The sequence below is a fragment of the Paenibacillus paludis genome (genome assembly GCF_042610515.1).
Lineage (GTDB): Bacteria > Bacillota > Bacilli > Paenibacillales > Paenibacillaceae > Paenibacillus_AQ.
Map to the genome: position 1 here is coordinate 62502 of NZ_JBGJZP010000008.1, position 17308 is coordinate 79809.

Sequence of the window (17308 nt, forward strand, 5' to 3'; positions counted from 1 at the left end):
CTCTGATCTCATGTAATTAGATTATCTAACTATATGACCAAAAAAATTATCTACCCGATCCAAGTCGTTTTTCTAAGCTTGCATTTAGTTTAACCAACACTTTTTGGAACACCGCTTGCTCCTCTTTATCTAATTCATCAACAAGGGATGCGCAAGTAGACCAGAATGTAGGCAATATTTGATTCACAAGCGTACTGCCTTCAGCGCTAATACGAACGTGAGTCATGCGGCCATCCTTGGCATACGGTTCACGAACAATCAAATTTTTTTTCTCCAGCCATATTAACAAGGCCGTTACAGACGATCGACGAATCCCCAATCGGTCTGCTATGGATGAAGGTGTTACCAACTCCTGATCGGCGTGAAGGGATAATAGGAGTAATAGATCCAGCTTGCTCTCCGTGATGTCAAAAGCAGCTAAATCAATATCCACCATGTCTAAAATGTTATCTCCCAGCCAGATCATAATTAGTCCCAGATGCGCTGAATTTAGATTGGTATCGGATGAAGCTGTAAGCTCCATCAACTTCAAATAAGGTGATGTTCCAAGTCTCGGTAATTGTTGCTCAGTTGTATATTCCTTGGCAGGCTTTCTTTTCAATTTGTATACCTCCTTACTCCTATAGTTAGATTATCTAATTACATTGAATATAACTGATTTCTTTTATTTTTGCAAACCTGATTAAGAAACAAGGGTAAGCCTAGAGGCAGAGTTACCTAACATCATGTATTCGAGAAATGTACAGAATTCCGAAAAACTAATTCTTGAATAATCTGGATCTGATACTTACCCTCTTCGATCTGTCAACTATGCGCAGGTAATGACAGGACAGTATGAAAGAAAAACAATATCATAATATGCAGAGGGGTGAGTATAAGCCACCCGCTTATTTGAAAAATAGTCTGAAAGAAGGCGCTCAACATGTCAAACCAGTTCGTTAGCTTTTCAAAATTCGTCTCAGAGGGCAGCCATTACGAGATTGGCACTAAGCTGGCTCATACAGTCAGAAACAACCCGGAGCTTATGAGTATCAATATACAAGGTGATTGTATGGATAGTTTTTTATTAAGAAAGAAACAAACCCTTTTAGATGAATTTTGTCCCGGAGTAAACGAGGAAATCCTTGGACTTTCAGACAGCTTAAAAATCCCACTGGGGAAATTGGCTGTATTTGCGGATGATGTAATAGAAGCTGGAGCATGCAGTCAATTCGCAGCTTTGCCAAGTATTACATCTGATGGGCACACTTTAATTGGCAGAAGTTATGAATTTTCGACTGAAGATGAGATGTGTTTGTGTGTAACAAGGGCAGACGGAAAACCTGCACATATAGGTTTTTCACTGCTATTGTTTGGGAGATTTGACGGAATAAATGAGCATGGCTTAACAGTAAGCATGTCATCTTGTGAATTTGGACAACGCCCTTTTGGTGAAGGACTTTGGTTCCCGTTTGTGCTGAGGTCTTTATTGGATAATTGCTCCTCTGTTGAGGATGCCATATATCTTTTGAAGAATATGCCTATACGAAGCAATGTAAACCTGCTGATTGCTGATACTTACGGAAATGCCACAATAGCTGAAACTGCCTGCTTCGGAGACGATAGAAAAATATCTTTTAGAAACAGTGAAGATCTTCTTATCGCGACGAATCATTATCAGAATAACGAAATGTTGCCTTATGATAATAATCGCAGAAGGCATTCTGTGATTCGATACAACACTATAAAAGATTTTTTTTCAAAAAAGAAAGGATCTATTTCTGTAGAATCAATAAAGACAATCCTAGAGGAAAAAGTGCCACAGGGCGTATGTTGCCCATTTTATGAAGATTGTTTAGGAACCTTGCATTCAATGGTTTTTGACACGACGGAGATTAGCGTACAGGTGTGTTTTGGGGCAGCATCCCCGCAAAAATGGGAAAAAATCTCTTTTAATAGTCCATGTGAAAATTCTAAAATACAAGTCCCTATAAATAACGAGTTCCCCCAGAACCCCACAACCTTTTGGGAGCACTTAAACCCTGGAAGTATGGAGCAGAATCGTCTTCATCGGTAACCGTAGCCGCATATCACTTTCATGCAACCTGACGCCCTTCTGGCCGTATGAACTACAGTAAACTTGGCACATACGATACTCTAAAGGAGTGAAGCAAATGAAGAAATATGGCTTAAGTCTGCTGCTACTCATCTTGCTGGTTGTACCGGGTTGCGGGATTGCGGAAAAGGTAGGAGACAGCGTCAATTTCACCGCCGATACCGCTTCTTATATGCAAACTTTGACGGAGTTCGGACAAGAGATGGGAACCTGGGCCACGGATGCTGCCACAGACCCGCAGGCCAGGGATGAATTAAAGGATAGGCTGCTTGCCCTCAAGGAACAGATCGTCCAATATGCCGGGCTTCAGGTTCCGGAATATGCGGCAGGCCTGCATCAATCTATTGTCGGATACAATGAAACACTGCAGCAAGGACTGGATCAGGCCATAACCAACCTGGAAGAAGGAAAAGCCGCCTTCGAATCGACAGGTATTCCCGAGACTATAAACCAAGTCAACGAGCTATTGAACCAGATCACCCAGCTCATCCCGCAGTAACAGTCTAAATAAGCGCTCAAAGTATGGGAAAACATACCTGGAGCGCTTTTTCTTTTGTCAGCCGCATCTAAGGGAGCACGTGAAAAAGAAGTGGCAGGTTTCTCCACTTCTCTCAAATTTTCATTTACGATGCTATTTCTGCTTTTTGTACACTAGTTACAATCTCTTGGCTGATAGGAATTACTGCCTTTTTATCTTCTTGCTCTTCAAAATTCCCATGTTTATCTAGCGTATAACAACTCTTGATCAGGTAGCCCTGTTGACAATTGGGACAATGACCAAACTTAAATCCATATTTAACATTAGTATCTGAAGCTCCACCCTCACAAAGTGTCTTTTGTTCAGTGATATATTTTGTTAATCCTTCACCGTTGTTATTTTGTATGTATTGATTGATTTCACTTAATACCGGCTCTATCATTTCATCATTTACATCTAAGAGCTTATGTTCCTGTAAATAGGCTTTGTTACACGAAGAACAATGTGTCTTACCACTTGTCACCAGCAATCCGGCACTTAGACCACCTATTAATAAACCAACACATTGTATGAGGAATTTGCTGATGTTTACCCACTTATTTGGTTCAATATCTATTGCATTGCCTACATGTCCTCTTGAAAATATGCTTAAACTGCTATTATTAAATTTATAATCATAATAGTTCAATAGTGTTATAGGTTTATCTGATTCTCCAAACACAAAATTGCTTATATGCTCCCCCTCAAACTTATAATTAATTTCATTCGATGATGAGACATATGCCATCTGATATTCTCCATACATAAACCCGCTAAATGAAAGTAATATGAAAATAACCGATATTAAATAGTTGTTTTTATTCGGCTTTAATCCCTGTCTTACAGTTTTAGAAAAATACCCGAAGGTGGCTATACCTCCGAGAATAATCCCCCCTACCGGAATAATGAATAACACAGAAAAGCTAAAAAAGTTAAAACCTAAGAGACTCAAGATAAGCAATTGCACAATTACTGATACTGCCGCCGTTATTACTCCCCAAACCCATTTCATAAATATTACTTCCTCCTCTTTCTGAATAAGATATATTTTAACATCTGATGCAAAATGCCCCAATAATAAAAATTACATCATTTTTCGACAGTTTAATCTTGTATTCCTGCCTGTTCACTGGCTTGGGCTTCCTGTTTATTCGCCCCTAGCAGTTTGACGAGCTTTTCCGATCCATGCTGGAGGGGCAGTACAGATGGCGGCTTATTTGGATGCCATTCATCAGGCGGATTTGCTGATGGGAGACCGGAAAGCGGCGGATGAATATGCGAGACCGCTCAAGGAAGGCAGCTTAAAATTATGCCATGATGCACCGCTTCAAAGTTGGTTGCCTTATCTTGAAAATGCGCTGGATCGAGGAGATTTCGAGGATGCGGCTGCCAGTGCTAATGCGCTTTATCGGCAGGGAAGCGGAATAGCTCTGACTATTTTGCACGGGATTTGGAAGCTGCCGAGCGGCTTATACTCCAGCACAGCCAGAAGTGATTCAGAGCAGAGCCTTAATGCAGAGAGAGTCGGCAGGTTCCCCACATTCTCTCTACAAAACGCAAATAGGGTTGTTACCGCGCTATGCGATAACAACCCATTTTCAAACCAAGGAAATCAATTCACGCAGTTACTTTTTAAACAAACACATACTCACCAGCACCAACTTGAATCGTCTTTCCTTTTAACCCGGTGGAATCCGTTTCAAAAATGACCTGTTTGAATTGGTTCTCATCCCCTTGCAGAAAAGCAAAAGACTTATCTCCAATTTCAAGGGTGAAGTTGTTAACTTCTGACTGTGCAATTGGCAGTCCAAATAACGCTCCCCAATGTTCAGCGGCGGCTGCAGGATCTGAGACACGGAATACTGCCCTCACGATTTCCGCATGTCCCGCAGGATGGGATTGAATGACTCCGGATGCCGTTAACCGTTCCAATCGCTCTTCATCCGTCCCGTTCCATTGAATGATAAACGGATAGACCAGTCCTTGAAAGTCTCCATCAATGGTCATCATCCGCCACTCTATTAATCTTCCTTTATTATCCAGACGTTTACCATCGATTATAGGAGATAACGATAAACCGGCTGCCTTCAAGGAAGCAGCGATTTCTTCAATATCATTCGTCCGGATCACAACTCTGCTTAAGACTTCCTGTTCTGGAAGAAGGTTAACCGCATCCCTCACTACAACATTGTGCTCGGTTGCCTTCGCTAATTCCAGATCCTCGATGCCAAGAAACTCAAGATAGGTTAGCCCAAAGTAACTTAAGGCATTATAGGTTCCCCAATCCTTATGAGAACCTCCCATAAAAGCAATCAAACCATGATCTCCGAAGATTTCAACCGGTTTATCCAGATCATTGACATAGTGTACTAAATGATCCCATTTCAGGATTGCCATTATTCCTTCACTCCCAGCTCAGTAGTACGCTTTACGGCTGCCAGAACACTTCTTTGCAGTCCGGCCGCGAAATCACTGTTGTTCAGCTCGTACAAGCCGTGAATGCCAACACCGCCAGGCGAATTATTAATATCAAGCAGTTGTCTTGGATGCAGACCTGTCTGCTGCAGCATCACAACCGCTCCCATAACATTCTCCAGCGCTACCTTCCAAGCTTGCTCCCGTGGCAGTCCGGCGAGGACACCCGCATCCGCAAGAGATTCAATGAAATAATAGATATAGTTAGGTCCAGCTACACCGAACCCAGTGAAGATATCTATATATGACTCCTCCAGATATTGTACTTTGCCGAACCCGAGCAGGAACTTTTCAACTTGATCACGAGTGGCGTAGGCATTTAAAGCTATACCACTATAGCCGTAACCCGTATCGGTCAACGTATTGGGAATGACCCGAATGATTGGGCGTTCAGCTCCAAAATATTGTCCTAACTTCGCAATCGTTACCCCCGCCACAATCGATACGACTGCGGCAGTAGGTGAAGCGAATTGTTGCACAATTTGTCCGAGTGCAGTCAAATCATCCTGTGGACGAACTGCAACTACAATCAACTCTGCTGTTGAGAGGCCGTGCTCCTGCGAACTATCTGTATTTACGCTGTATTTTGTATTCAACAACTGAAGACGGGCTTCATTAATATCGGATACACTGATTTGTTCTGCAGACAGGGTATCATTGGCAATACTTGCGCGGATGATCGCTTCCGCCATCTGTCCTCCGCCAATAAAATGAATCTTTTGCTTGGTCACGTACGTTCACTCCTTACTTAATTATTTTTCCATGCTTCAGGCAAAATGAAACCATCATATTTCTCGATTCCAAGGATATATTCTTCAAACTCTTTGGATTCATAGGCAGCCTTCAAGTCCTTGGCCCACTGCGAATCTTCATCCTTTTTGTTAACCGATACGATGATTCTGTGCTGCATTGGCGTGTTTTCAATCTTGAGTGCATCCGTAATCTTTCTGTCGGGTGAATTCGCAATATAATTACCGTTCACAACACCATAATCCACATCTTGAAGGGAAACCAGAATTTGCGCCGGGTCCAAAATTTTAATATCAATATTATACTTATCCGGCTCCATGCTGTTAATGTTGAAGTCTGCTACACCTGCTCCTTCTTTAATTTTGATCCAGCCCAATTCCTCCAGAATACGCAGTGCACGCTCCTGGTTAACCGGATCGTTGGGAACCGCCACCGTTGTACCATCTTTAACATCGTCAAGAGTAGTATGATTTACGGAATAAAGACCTTGTGGAGCGCCTGGCACATAAGCAATTCCTGTCATGTCTGCATTAATTTCTTTATTAATGGCTTCCATGTAAGCTGTGCTTTGGAATATGCTCGCATCAATGGAGCCTTCCTTCATCGCCGGATTAACCTGCATGTTTTGCGAGAAGGTTTTAATATCAACGGTATAGCCTTGTTTCTCCAGGATCGGCAGAATCGATTGACGGAATTGTTCCTCATAGGTTCCGACACCGAATCCAACGGTAAGCTTCTTCTTATCTCCAGAACTTTCTGCTTCCTTATTGCCGCAGGCCGTTAACACCGCCAGAACACCTATCAACATTACTAACATTAACTTTTTCATTACCTTCATCTCCTATTCAAATACTGAGTTTTTTAGTTGTTCTAACGCCTCATCTGTAACATTTAGCGGGATCGCACAATTTGGCGAGAGAATAAAAGGCTGGTTTTTCATTAACGTCAAAGCTTCCTTCGCCTGCTTTTGAATTTGATCTAAATTGTTTTCTGCAAACAATCCATGATCAACGCCACCTACTTTAGTAGCTTTAAGATTCGCTTCTAAACCTGGATTGCCTTCGGCTATAGTATCCCAGCTGATCCCATCAATACGATAATCATTGAATTTCTCCGGCTTTGCATGGGCTCCACAGGTATGAAGGATGTTTTTTCCATAACTTGCGGCCTCCAACACAATAGAATCATAGGGTCTGGACAGCTCATCGAACATCGCTTCATCAAATAATCCCGGATGTGCTGTACCTGTCACCGCATAGAACAAACCATTTGAACCTGCATGCTGCAACTCTTGCACATAATCAGCTAAGGTTAATGAAATAGCATGTAACGCATGGTGTGCTGCCGCTCTATGCTCTTTAAACAACGATTCCAAAGTAACAGGCTGCTCAATGCCAAACACTGTTTTTGTTACATATGCAGAACGCCCTACGATAAACAGCAACACCGTTAATGGCGAAAATACGGTTTGGATTAGCGGAGTGTCCGGTAACCCTTGACGAATTTTTCTGACCGCCTCTAAATGCTCCTGCAGAGATGCAGTCTGGGTTGCCTTTTTCACTTCGAGATCCCATAGGTTATCGGCTGTAGGAATAGCAGTCGTCTTCTGTCTTGGAAAGACAGTCTGATAATCCGTAAAGTCATACTGATTACCCCAAGCTTCAGCTAAATAAGTTGCTCTAGGATTAATTTTGACCCAGTCCCAATCATATTTTTTCGTGAAGGAAATCGTTGTTGCTGCTAAATCTTCTGCATTTTGTTCCTTGTCAATAAAATGTCGCCATCCGCTGACAATGTGACGATCCGCCCGTTCTCCGGACAATATTGCTTTAAACCGATCTTGCTTACTCCATTCACTCATCTGCCAATCCCTCCATGTCTCAGTAATAACTAATAGCGGCGAATTTTTCTTGCCAGCTTGTTACCTAAAGATTGAATGCCTTGCACCAAAATGATGAGAATAAGAACGGTGGCTACCACGACTACGGTGTCAAATCGCTGGTATCCATAGACTATGGCCAAGTTGCCGACTCCGCCGCCGCCTACTGTTCCGGCCATTGCAGTTGCACCTATCAATCCGATCGTTGCTGTTGTCAATGACAGGATTAAGGATCCGACCGCTTCCGGCAACAAAAAGTACCAGATGACTTGAAAGGGAGTAGCCCCCATCGCCTCTGCGGCTTCCAGAATTCCCGGGTTCACTTCAAGCAGCGAGTTCTCTACCAAACGTCCTATATAAGGCGCGATATAGATAATCAGCGGTACGATCGCTGCGCTTGTCCCAATCGAAGTATGCACAATGGCCCGTGTAAACGGAACAATCGCAACCAGCAAAATAATAAAAGGTAGAGAGCGAATGATGTTGATCATCGGATTTATGATGGCGTAAAGGGCTTTGTTCTCCAAAACACCGCCTGGACGAGTGATTACTAGCAATATCCCGATTGGAATCCCGAGCAGAGAACCAAGAAACAAGGAGAACCCTACCATTTGAATCGTTTCTATTATGGCCTGCATAAATTGTTCACTTGTTACTGTGGTCGAAAACATAAGATTCTACCTCCTCTACACCGACTCCGCTTCTTTTCAGGAAAGCTAAAGCATTGTTAATCTCTGATTGCTCTCCATTTAATTGAATGATCACTGTTCCGAGTGTCGTTTCTTGAATCTCTGTCATATTCGCAAATAAAATATTGACCTTTATCTCGGAAGAACGAATCATCTCATACAGAACGGGCTCAGATGCACTTTCACCAACAAAATTAAGTTTATAGAGCAGACTTCCATGTTCTGCTTTTATTGATTTTTGAACACTGGACGTCATGCTGTTTTGAATAACGGTTTTCACAAAATTTTGCGTGGTCTCATGTTTGGGTTGACCGAATACATCCAGCACGCTTCCTTGCTCGATGATCCGTCCCTCTTCCATCACAGCCACCTTGTTGCAAATCTCTTGAATGACAGACATTTCATGCGTAATGATCATCACCGTAATGTTGTATTCCGCATTGATTTTTTTCAAAAGCTGTAAAATAGATCGTGTTGTCTGTGGATCTAAGGCAGAAGTCGCTTCGTCACACAGCAGGATAGACGGATTCGAGGCAAGCGCTCTGGCAATCCCGACCCGCTGCTTCTGTCCACCTGATAATTCACTCGGGTAACTTCCAGCTTTGTCACTTAATCCGACAAACTCAAGCAGCTCCTGTACCCGCTTGCGGATTTCATCTTTATTCTTTTTCAACAGAACGAGAGGAATCGCGACATTATCAAATACTTTTTTAGATTCTAACAGGTTAAAATGTTGAAAAATCATGCCGATATTTTTCTTGGCCGCCCGCAGCTCTTTATCGTTGTATGTTCCCAAATCACGCCCGGCTACTAGAACCTGTCCTTTTGTGGGTCTTTCCAAATAATTGACTAAACGGATTAATGTGCTTTTTCCCGCACCACTATAGCCGATAACCCCGAATATATCGCCTTTTTCAACCTTTAAATTGATCCCTTGCAGAGCATCAATCGTAATATCTTTGCGAGTGAATGTTTTGTACACATTCTTTAATTCAATCATGTTCATTCCCCTCAATCATATTGTAGATTTAAGATTGAACTGAAAAGTTTAGAGTAAAGGTTCAGTCGCAACTACGGGTAATGTTTGGACTTCCGGCCGCTGTTGTCTTCGGATTTCTTGATTATGACCGCTGTTCGCGGATGAAATCCGAAGACAAAGGCGGTCGCTATCGCTCCTACAGTTCCAAACCCCCCCTCCGCCGCTCCGCTCTCTTCCCTCAAGTTTCAAGTTCAATCTATAGGATTAAGCCCTCTCTAGCAGCTTCTGAAGTGCTTGCTCTGCCAATGAAGCAAAATATTTAGCGGCAGGCAGTATAGCTGCCTCATCAACATCGAATCGGGGGTGATGCAAAGCATAAGCCGGTCCTGTTCCGATATTTACAAATGCACCCGGTATCTGCTGTAAATAGTATGAGAAATCTTCTCCCCCCATTTGCGGCGGGATATCATGCACATCATATCCGGCTTCTAAGGCGACTTCTTTGGTGAAGTCAGCCCAATCCCCATGATTGATAGTTGCTGGCGGGCCTGGATACCAATGCAATTGCGCCTCAGCCCCGGCTCCTGCAGCAATCCCTTCGATAATTCGGGTCATTTGTATAGGAATCTGGCGGCGGATCTCTTCATTGTAAGTACGTACCGTACCTTCTAATTCAACTTTTTCCGGCAATACATTCCATGTGAAGCCTCCGTTAATTCTGGTAACACTTAACACAATCGGCTCTAAAGTATTATTTTGGCGGCTTACGACGGTTTGCAGCATTGTAACAATTTGCGCAGCGGTCACAATTGAATCCACACCTTTTTCCGGAGTAGCAGCATGAGCGCCAACGCCTTTTACAGTGATTTCAAACCGGTCAACACCTGCCGTTAAAGCTCCCGATCTCGTTCCAAAAGATCCTGTTGGCAAGTCTGGTGAGTTATGTAAACCGAATATAGCTGCTACATCCTTGAGGCCTCCTGATGCTAAGACACCTTCCGCCCCGTGTCCTGTTTCTTCTGCCGGCTGGAACAAGACTCTAACTCTTCCCGGCAATTCACTTTCACGCTCTTTCAGCAACAAAGCAGCGCCTAAGATGGTAGCAGTGTGAAAGTCATGTCCACATGCATGCATTTTCCCTGGAATCTCTGAGGAAAAAGGTAATTCTGTTTGTTCTTCTATCGGAAGTGCATCAATATCACAGCGAATGGCCACAACAGGCCCGTCACCTTGTCCAATCTCTGCGATAAGTCCAGTCTCTAAAGGGAGGTCTAAAATATGTATATTGGCAGATGTCAGCCATTCCCGCAGTTTCTTTGTTGTTCTGAACTCTTCATATGCCAGCTCTGGTTCTCGATGCAGGTTTCTTCGAACCTCTATCAATTGACTAGCTAAAGCTTGATCAATCTTATGCAGTGGCTTCATAGGTGAAGTAATCCCCTTTCGTTATGGACCGATATGGTCTATCTCGTTTTCTTCCAGCCCTTTGATTCGCTCAAGCGCAGTAGATAAGCTGCTTAGAATATGCTCCCGCATTGCTTTTTCTGCACCATCTTCATTTTTGTCAGCTATCATTTGCAGGATATAATTATGTTCTTCATCCGCCTGTGTGTTCCAATCTCCATGCATGGAGACATAGCGACAGTAGCGAAGCGAATGATCTCTTAATTGATTCAGAACTTTCTCAAAGGTCCTAAGTTCACTGATTTCAGATAAATAATCATGGAACTCAAAGCCATAGGATACAAAATCCTGTTTGTCACCTAACTGGAAGGAATGTTTGATTCGCTCCATCATCGTCGTTAAATGTAGAATATCTTTATCTGTAGCATGCTTAGCTGCACTTCTTGCAATATAGCCTTCAAGCATGCTGCGAATCAGAAAAACCTCTTCCACCTCTTTGATAGTTACGGAGGCTACCCGCAACCTGCCATTCGGCTGACGAACGAGAAAATCTTCATTCTCCAATCTCTGAATGGCCTCTCTTAAAGGAGTCCGGCTGACCCCGAGCAACGCCGCCAAATTTTCTTCATTTACCGCTTGATTCGGCTCTAACTCACTATCAATAATTTTTTGTTTTAATGCATAGTAGGTATTATCCTTTGACAACCTTCGTGATCGTATCACCATACCTATATTGCTCCTCATCGATAATTTAAGAGTGGCTTTAAATATATTTGTATAATTGTATACAATTATTAAATTAATAGATTAGATAGAAAATTATTTTAAAACACGTCTCTGTTTTTCAAGCTTTTTTCATACTATAAACCTATTATCCCCCCTAGTCAAGTGGGTATTATGGGTGAATAAACTCAGGTTTTCCAGAAGTATACTGTGCCCCATAAGTAAGACACTTAAAAAAAGTAAAACTGTTGAGAGCCTTGCAAATACGTATAGAGTTTCCTACTAGTTCAGAGTTGGTTTCGAGTCGTCATTGAAAATCCCAGGAACAGCAAAAGAAAGACAAAAAGTATCTCCAGTATTGAAATCACCCTTAGCTAGCAAAAGACACTAACGCAGGTTAGTGTCTTTGTGTATTCATAGCTTGCAATTTTATCATTACATCGAAATAGGACCCACTACCGGATGTGGAACATATGGCTCTTCCAGCGACGCAATTTCTTCAGCTGTTAACTTAATGGAAAGAGCGGCTACGGCATCTTCAAGGTGAGACATTTTCGTGGCACCGATAATCGGGGCTGTTATTGGTGCTTTCTGCAACACCCAGGCAAGTGCAATTTGAGCGCGGGGAACACCACGGTGCTCTGCGATTGCTGCAACTTTCTCTACAATTAACCGGTCCGTATTCGCAGTCGCATCATATTTAGATTTCTGGACTTGGTCGGTTTCGGAGCGATGTGTGATTTCCGACCAATCACGCGTCAATCTCCCTGATGCAAGTGGGCTATATGGAATCACAGCGATTTTTTCTTCCTTACAAAGCGGCAGCATCTCTCTCTCCTCTTCACGGTATACGAGGTTGAAATGATTCTGCATGGATACAAACTTAGTCCATCCATTGTTCTCAGCTACATGTAATGCCTTTAGAAACTGCCAAGCGAACATGGCAGAAGCACCAATATATCTTGCCTTCCCGGCCTTAACAACATCATGCAAGGCTTCCATCGTTTCTTCAATGGGAGTATTGAAATCCCAGCGGTGAATCTGGTACAGATCCACATAATCTGTTCCCAGTCTCTTGAGACTCTTGTCTATTTCACTCATGATCGCCTTTCGGGAGAGTCCGGCACCGTTTGGACCTTGATGCATTCGGAAATAAACTTTCGTCGCCAGGACAATTTCATCTCGATTAGCATAATCCTTTAAAGCCCGTCCAACGATTTCCTCGCTTGTTCCGTCTGAATATACATTCGCTGTATCAAAAAAATTGATCCCATTCTCCAGAGCTTGTTTAATAATGGGACGACTCCGCTCTTCATCAAGGACCCATGGATGGACCCATCGTTCTGCTTCACCAAAGCTCATACAACCCAGACATAGCCGAGAGACATCCAAACCAGTATTTCCGAGTTTCACATATTCCATTTGATTGTTCCCCCCATAGATATTGTTTCCTTCAAATGTAGTTTACTCCTTGGAGTTAACTCCAAAGCAAGCGATTTTATTACATGCTGCGGATGAATAGATGTCTTCATTGACCATAGCCGCTAAGCGCGGTAATCGTTACGCTTAATAGAGCAAAAACAATATAGAGAGGATGAACCTGATGTTGGAACACCATAGACAGACATTGGAGAATTTCGTGAACAAGCTGAAAGTTGACGCTTCTTGTCTGGCGGTCATCACCTCTGGGTCGGTTGCCCGGGACCGGGCGAAGGAAACTTCCGATGTGGATGTCCATCTGGTGGTAACTGATGAATCCTACGAAGCGCATGCAAGAAACAACAACCTGTCTTATGTGGACCGGGAGGCCAGCATATATGAAGGCGGGTACGTGGATGTGAAGGTGATTAATCTCCGCTTTCTGGAGCTGGCCGCTGAGCGCGGTAACGAGACGACGCGGTATGCGTTTACCGGTTCGCAAGTACTTTTCTCAAGAATGCCTGAACTGGAGCGTCTTGTAGCTCGAATCCCCATTTATCCCGAAGAGAACCGTGAGCGCAATTTGCGGGACTTCAGCGCGCAGATTCATCTGCATGCTTTTTATTTCGCCAAGGAAGCCGCCAAAAATAACGATACCTATCTAATGGCGCATACGGTAAGCAATCTGGTATTTTACAGCGGGCGGATGATCCTGGCCTATAACCGTATGCTCTTCCCCAGCCACAAGGCCTTACTCGATACGGTCGAGACCGCGCCGCACAAACCGGAGGTTTTCAAACAGCGGGCTACAGAGCTTCTGCTTAATCCGAATGTCAATAAAAGCACACGGTTTGCAGCGATGATGCTCTCTTTCCACAACCCCGGGCTTTCCTCTGACCAGGCACTGGGGATCTATGTAAAAAACAATGAGCGCAACTGGATAGACCAGCCGCCTCCCTTGTCCGACCGTTAATCCGCACACAAAAAACAGTCTGATCCCTGGACCAGCAGTTCTGGCCACCGGATGCAGACTGTTTTCTTATTTACCTATAGCTCCAGGCCTGTTCGGCCATAGCCATCATTCGCGATTGAAGAGTTACCCGTTCCAAGGAACGCACCAGTCCAGCCTCACGGGTCCCGTCCATTATTTCAGCGAAAGCTCGAAGCTGGTTCACGTAATAATTCATTGGTTCAAAATCTTGAACTGTGCTGCGGTCATCCGGCAGATCATGGCGTATTTTCATAGGATAGAATCCTTTGAGCGGCCGTAAGAAATCGGGTACCGTCAGCACCGTCTGATCAAAATAAAGGGTATGCGAGGCGCGGTAAGGCAGTTCAAAGGAGATCAGACATTCCGCATCCAGCCCGCTGTCATACTTAATCGATGCCTGAAAGGTCCAGTCGCAGCCGTCCGGACCGTCAAATTTCGACTGCCCGGAGATTTGCACATGTTGAAGCCCCACTATGTTCTCCACGAACTGTAGCCAGTAACAGCCCAGGTCAGCAAAGGCACCGCCGCCTTTTGACTTGATGCAGCGGTAATTCCCGGTATGTTGGTCCTTGGCAGGAATGGTTATACGGGTCTTCAGACTGCGCAGCTGGCCATATTGACCGGAATCAATGATGGATTTGAGCGCCTGCTGCCAAGGATGATGGGCCACCATCAGGCCTTCGACTAGCTTCGGAGCTGCAGGCTGTGCCGAAGCCGTCCTCAATTGTTCCGCCTCTGCGGTAGTCAAGGCAATTGGCTTCTCGACCAGCACATGCTTGCCAGCCGCCAGTGCCTTGAGGGCCCACTCTGCATGCAGGTCGTTGCTGAGAGCGATATATACCGCATCCAGCTCCTTCATTTCCAGCAACGCCTCAAGACTGCCTGCAACTTGGGGGATGTTGTATGCGTGAGCCAGTTCCGCCGCCTTCTCCGTGGTGCGGTTGGCAATAGCGGATACGGTAATACCATCAACATAACGAGCCGGTTCCAGCAGGGCAGGCCTGACGATATTCGAAGCACCGAGAATGCCGAGCCTGTAAGAGTGTGTCCCGCCTTCAGTCCTCATACATGTGTCAGTGCCGAATAGGTATTCAGGTACAGCACATTGCACTTGGAGCAGGCCGGGGACAACCCTTCATCCAGAATCCGCCGCAGCCGGTCATAACGCTCGGAGTTCCAAATATCTGTTAGCGTTTGTTCGTTTACATTGCCGATGGACAACTCAGAAAAGAACTTGCAGGCGCTCACATCGCCATTCGGGGCAATATCGACCCGGGTGCTAAGCGCCAGACATTTCGAGGTGCTGCGGGACGCCATCGGCTTGCCGGCCACGAAATCCTCAATCTCATCGAAGTCCAGTCCCGGCTGGTAACGGATGCGGGTATTTTTCCAGGTGTGGGCATTGATCCGTTTCAGGTCTTCCGTCAGCCTGACCACATTGTCAGGTTTGATATGATACTTGAAGGCATGCCAGCTGCTGCGGTGGTCCGGGCTCAGCTCGGCAAGCCATTGGAAGCGCTCGTCATAAAACCGGTCCATTTCCAGACTGGTCTCACTGGAAATATACCAGGGGAAGCAGAGCAGCACCAGATCGATACCCTTTTGCTCGAAGAATTCCACCATTTCGTACAGCTTGCCGATCATATTGTCATTGATCACATTATGCACCGATATTCTGCCTTTGAACTTCCCTTGCTCCCGCAAGGCAAGCAGCCGGTCCACAGCCTCGACCACTTTTTGAAAAGAGCCTTTCCCCCGCAACAGATCATGTTCTTCCTCGAAGCCCTCAATCGGGATCAGCAGTTCCAGATTGTCCGAGATCGCACACAGCTCCTCTTCATATTTAGAGAGAAGAAGGGCATTGGTGCAAACCGTCGTATCTCTGGGATGCGCCTTGAGCAGCTCCAGAATTTGCTGTGTATCACGGTGAAACAACGGCTCTCCACCCCACAAATACAGTCTGGACTGTGCTTCATCGGTTTCCTCCAGCAGTTCGCGGATCATGTCCAGCCTCATGTCGAGATTCTGTTCGGCCTTGTCCATATCATGGTGATAGCCCGATTCATTCCACTGATAGCAATGCTTGCAACGAAGATTACAACGGTTGGTCAGCTTGAGCGACATAATTTCCGGCATCACCGTCTTGAAGCCGGGATCAAGCTTCCGCTCTCTATGAGGAACGACTACATTTTTGATGGTGCGTTTCAGCGCTTCAAAGGACTTGGCGTCCAGCGCTACTTTGCTGCTTGGTTGCATTAGCTTCTCCCTTCTGCTGCATACAGACGTTCTGCATAGCTCTTGGCATAATCAGGATACCGTTCTCTGGACGTTAGGATGTTCTCCGATAACCTCCGCAGCAGTTCACGGTCAAAGCCAGCCTGCTTCCACTCCTCATAACGGATACCGAAGCCAAGCCCGACCCAGAGATCACTGTTGATTTGCTCGTGGGGACCGAATGGGTCCAGCAGCACGAGCGGAGTCCCGGAAGACAGTGAATCGACCAAGGCACCACCACCCGGCTTACTGATGACTGCAGAGGCCTGGCGGATAACACCATACATGCCTTCTGGATAATTTTGACAAGGCGGGAACCGGTTCTCCCCGCTGCCGCTCACCTTGGCAAAGGGAGGGAAGCTGTAGTGTCCGCTGCTGTCACGGAGCCATGTCCTCCACTGCGGGTCATTCATATAGTAATGTCTTCCGTGGATTTCTTCGCCGATCTCCTCATTGCTGTAAGCAGCTATATCAAGCAGGTAGCCCGCTGCCTCCAGCTCAGCAAATTTCTCGCGGAATGTTCCGATTCCCCAACCTCCGCCATGCACAACCAATCGGCCATTCCTTGCCGGCATGGGCAGCGGCTCGATACCCGTGTCAATTCTGCACAGCACCTTCCGATTCACAAGGTCATACATGTTCACTTCATGGTAGCCCTGCGCATACCCGGGGTTCAGTCTGCGGAGGTTCTTCCAGGAAGGAGAGAGGTCCGCATCGATGTAGAGCAAATCGGCCAAGACTTCATAAGCCGCCGTTTCCCGGTACATATCCAGTACATGAACCCAGTGTCCGGAGAGTGTAATGAAATGCTGCCTTCCTTCCCCGCGCCAACGTTCAAATAGAGCTTTAACCACAGTGGGGTCAAGGCTGTTGCGGATATCCCCCGGTATTTTTTGCGAAGTCAGCGCCACGGCAAAATTCTCCCTGTAAGCTTTGCGGCTGTTATCTGTCGTCTTCTTCTTATCCTCAAACATTAAGGTTTCGAAGACCTCCACCTCCGCCTTGATTCCCAAAACCTTCAGCGCCCGTTCAATCAGCAGGCCAGGGACATAAAAGCCCAGCCCAAAGCCAGAACATAGTATTGTCACTGTATCCTTCATTGGCTGCTTCCCT

General features: G+C 45.2%; 18 protein-coding genes. 4 read left to right on the forward strand and 14 right to left on the reverse strand.

What is annotated here, in order from left to right; translation table 11 throughout:
• Positions 1-46: 46 nt before the first annotated feature.
• Positions 47-601, reverse strand: a complete 555-nt coding sequence (locus ACAN56_RS17195; protein ID WP_340897734.1) for a MarR family winged helix-turn-helix transcriptional regulator — start codon at positions 599-601, stop codon at positions 47-49.
• A gap of 321 nt (positions 602-922) precedes the next feature.
• Between ACAN56_RS17195 and ACAN56_RS17200 the strand changes: the two genes are divergently transcribed.
• On the forward strand, positions 923-2056 hold the full coding sequence (locus ACAN56_RS17200; RefSeq protein ID WP_052092164.1) for a C45 family autoproteolytic acyltransferase/hydrolase: 1134 nt from the start codon (positions 923-925) through the stop codon (positions 2054-2056).
• Between the two features lie 97 nt (positions 2057-2153).
• Positions 2154-2594, forward strand: coding sequence for a DUF6376 family protein (locus tag ACAN56_RS17205; RefSeq protein ID WP_038593784.1), 441 nt, complete (start codon positions 2154-2156; stop codon positions 2592-2594).
• Between the two features lie 124 nt (positions 2595-2718).
• Here the strand turns inward: ACAN56_RS17205 and ACAN56_RS17210 are convergent, their stop codons facing one another.
• Complete coding sequence (locus tag ACAN56_RS17210; RefSeq protein ID WP_038593787.1) at positions 2719-3624, reverse strand: hypothetical protein; 906 nt, start codon at positions 3622-3624, stop codon at positions 2719-2721.
• Between the two features lie 193 nt (positions 3625-3817).
• On the opposite strand from ACAN56_RS17210, the gene ACAN56_RS17215 reads away from it, so the two are divergent.
• Complete coding sequence (locus ACAN56_RS17215) at positions 3818-4321, forward strand: hypothetical protein (protein WP_379144405.1); 504 nt, start codon at positions 3818-3820, stop codon at positions 4319-4321.
• On the opposite strand, the gene ACAN56_RS17220 is transcribed toward ACAN56_RS17215, so the two are convergent.
• The 9 genes from ACAN56_RS17220 to ACAN56_RS17260 all read right to left on the reverse strand — a co-directional run bounded on the left by ACAN56_RS17220 (position 4245) and on the right by ACAN56_RS17260 (position 12933).
• Complete coding sequence (locus tag ACAN56_RS17220; RefSeq protein WP_379144407.1) at positions 4245-5009, reverse strand: VOC family protein; 765 nt, start codon at positions 5007-5009, stop codon at positions 4245-4247. The two genes, ACAN56_RS17215 and ACAN56_RS17220, sit on opposite strands and share 77 nt — an antisense overlap.
• On the reverse strand, positions 5009-5818 hold the full coding sequence (proC, locus tag ACAN56_RS17225; protein ID WP_379144409.1) for a pyrroline-5-carboxylate reductase: 810 nt from the start codon (positions 5816-5818) through the stop codon (positions 5009-5011). Before proC ends, ACAN56_RS17220 begins: the two co-directional genes overlap by 1 nt.
• Before the next feature lie 17 nt (positions 5819-5835).
• Positions 5836-6666, reverse strand: coding sequence for a MetQ/NlpA family ABC transporter substrate-binding protein (locus ACAN56_RS17230; RefSeq protein ID WP_379144411.1), 831 nt, complete (start codon positions 6664-6666; stop codon positions 5836-5838).
• Positions 6667-6678: 12 nt separating this feature from the next.
• Entirely contained in the window at positions 6679-7698 is a 1020-nt protein-coding gene (locus tag ACAN56_RS17235; protein ID WP_379144413.1) for a uroporphyrinogen decarboxylase family protein, read from the reverse strand.
• Between the two features lie 29 nt (positions 7699-7727).
• A complete protein-coding gene (locus ACAN56_RS17240) occupies positions 7728-8387 on the reverse strand; it encodes a methionine ABC transporter permease (RefSeq protein ID WP_038593806.1) in 660 nt (219 codons plus the stop codon).
• Positions 8362-9405, reverse strand: a complete 1044-nt coding sequence (locus tag ACAN56_RS17245; protein WP_038593809.1) for a methionine ABC transporter ATP-binding protein — start codon at positions 9403-9405, stop codon at positions 8362-8364. The genes ACAN56_RS17240 and ACAN56_RS17245 overlap by 26 nt, the downstream gene beginning before the upstream one ends.
• A gap of 243 nt (positions 9406-9648) precedes the next feature.
• Positions 9649-10800, reverse strand: coding sequence for an amidohydrolase (locus tag ACAN56_RS17250; protein ID WP_379144760.1), 1152 nt, complete (start codon positions 10798-10800; stop codon positions 9649-9651).
• Between the two features lie 30 nt (positions 10801-10830).
• Positions 10831-11514: a GntR family transcriptional regulator gene (locus ACAN56_RS17255; RefSeq protein WP_379144416.1), complete on the reverse strand. Its 684-nt coding sequence runs from the start codon at positions 11512-11514 to the stop codon at positions 10831-10833.
• A 432-nt stretch (positions 11515-11946) separates the two neighbouring features.
• Positions 11947-12933, reverse strand: a complete 987-nt coding sequence (locus tag ACAN56_RS17260) for an aldo/keto reductase (RefSeq protein WP_379144417.1) — start codon at positions 12931-12933, stop codon at positions 11947-11949.
• Between the two features lie 217 nt (positions 12934-13150).
• Between ACAN56_RS17260 and ACAN56_RS17265 the strand changes: the two genes are divergently transcribed.
• On the forward strand, positions 13151-13903 hold the full coding sequence (locus ACAN56_RS17265) for a nucleotidyltransferase domain-containing protein (protein WP_379144418.1): 753 nt from the start codon (positions 13151-13153) through the stop codon (positions 13901-13903).
• A 70-nt stretch (positions 13904-13973) separates the two neighbouring features.
• On the opposite strand, the gene ACAN56_RS17270 is transcribed toward ACAN56_RS17265, so the two are convergent.
• The 3 genes from ACAN56_RS17270 to ACAN56_RS17280 are packed head-to-tail and all read right to left on the reverse strand — an operon-like array spanning position 13974 to position 17295.
• Positions 13974-14987 carry a Gfo/Idh/MocA family protein gene (locus tag ACAN56_RS17270; RefSeq protein ID WP_379144419.1) on the reverse strand — a complete coding sequence of 338 codons (1014 nt, stop codon included), beginning with the start codon at positions 14985-14987 and terminating at the stop codon, positions 13974-13976.
• A complete protein-coding gene (locus tag ACAN56_RS17275) occupies positions 14984-16177 on the reverse strand; it encodes a radical SAM protein (protein WP_379144422.1) in 1194 nt (397 codons plus the stop codon). Before ACAN56_RS17275 ends, ACAN56_RS17270 begins: the two co-directional genes overlap by 4 nt.
• Positions 16177-17295: a glycosyltransferase family protein gene (locus tag ACAN56_RS17280; RefSeq protein WP_076114451.1), complete on the reverse strand. Its 1119-nt coding sequence runs from the start codon at positions 17293-17295 to the stop codon at positions 16177-16179. The genes ACAN56_RS17275 and ACAN56_RS17280 overlap by 1 nt, the downstream gene beginning before the upstream one ends.
• Positions 17296-17308 lie beyond the last annotated feature (13 nt).

Excerpts from the sequence above, each read along its gene's own strand:
- ACAN56_RS17200 (WP_052092164.1), top strand. The coding sequence starts at position 923 with ATGTCAAACCAGTTCGTTAGCTTTTCAAAATTCGTCTCAGAGGGCAGC.
- ACAN56_RS17205 (WP_038593784.1), top strand. The coding sequence starts at position 2,154 with ATGAAGAAATATGGCTTAAGTCTGCTGCTACTCATCTTGCTGGTTGTA.
- ACAN56_RS17210 (WP_038593787.1), bottom strand. The coding sequence starts at position 3,624 with ATGAAATGGGTTTGGGGAGTAATAACGGCGGCAGTATCAGTAATTGTG.
- ACAN56_RS17215 (WP_379144405.1), top strand. The coding sequence starts at position 3,818 with ATGGCGGCTTATTTGGATGCCATTCATCAGGCGGATTTGCTGATGGGA.
- ACAN56_RS17220 (WP_379144407.1), bottom strand. The coding sequence starts at position 5,009 with ATGGCAATCCTGAAATGGGATCATTTAGTACACTATGTCAATGATCTG.
- ACAN56_RS17230 (WP_379144411.1), bottom strand. The coding sequence starts at position 6,666 with ATGAAAAAGTTAATGTTAGTAATGTTGATAGGTGTTCTGGCGGTGTTA.
- ACAN56_RS17235 (WP_379144413.1), bottom strand. The coding sequence starts at position 7,698 with ATGAGTGAATGGAGTAAGCAAGATCGGTTTAAAGCAATATTGTCCGGA.
- ACAN56_RS17240 (WP_038593806.1), bottom strand. The coding sequence starts at position 8,387 with ATGTTTTCGACCACAGTAACAAGTGAACAATTTATGCAGGCCATAATA.
- ACAN56_RS17245 (WP_038593809.1), bottom strand. The coding sequence starts at position 9,405 with ATGATTGAATTAAAGAATGTGTACAAAACATTCACTCGCAAAGATATT.
- ACAN56_RS17255 (WP_379144416.1), bottom strand. The coding sequence starts at position 11,514 with ATGGTGATACGATCACGAAGGTTGTCAAAGGATAATACCTACTATGCA.
- ACAN56_RS17260 (WP_379144417.1), bottom strand. The coding sequence starts at position 12,933 with ATGGAATATGTGAAACTCGGAAATACTGGTTTGGATGTCTCTCGGCTA.
- ACAN56_RS17270 (WP_379144419.1), bottom strand. The coding sequence starts at position 14,987 with ATGAGGACTGAAGGCGGGACACACTCTTACAGGCTCGGCATTCTCGGT.
- ACAN56_RS17275 (WP_379144422.1), bottom strand. The coding sequence starts at position 16,177 with ATGCAACCAAGCAGCAAAGTAGCGCTGGACGCCAAGTCCTTTGAAGCG.
- ACAN56_RS17280 (WP_076114451.1), bottom strand. The coding sequence starts at position 17,295 with ATGAAGGATACAGTGACAATACTATGTTCTGGCTTTGGGCTGGGCTTT.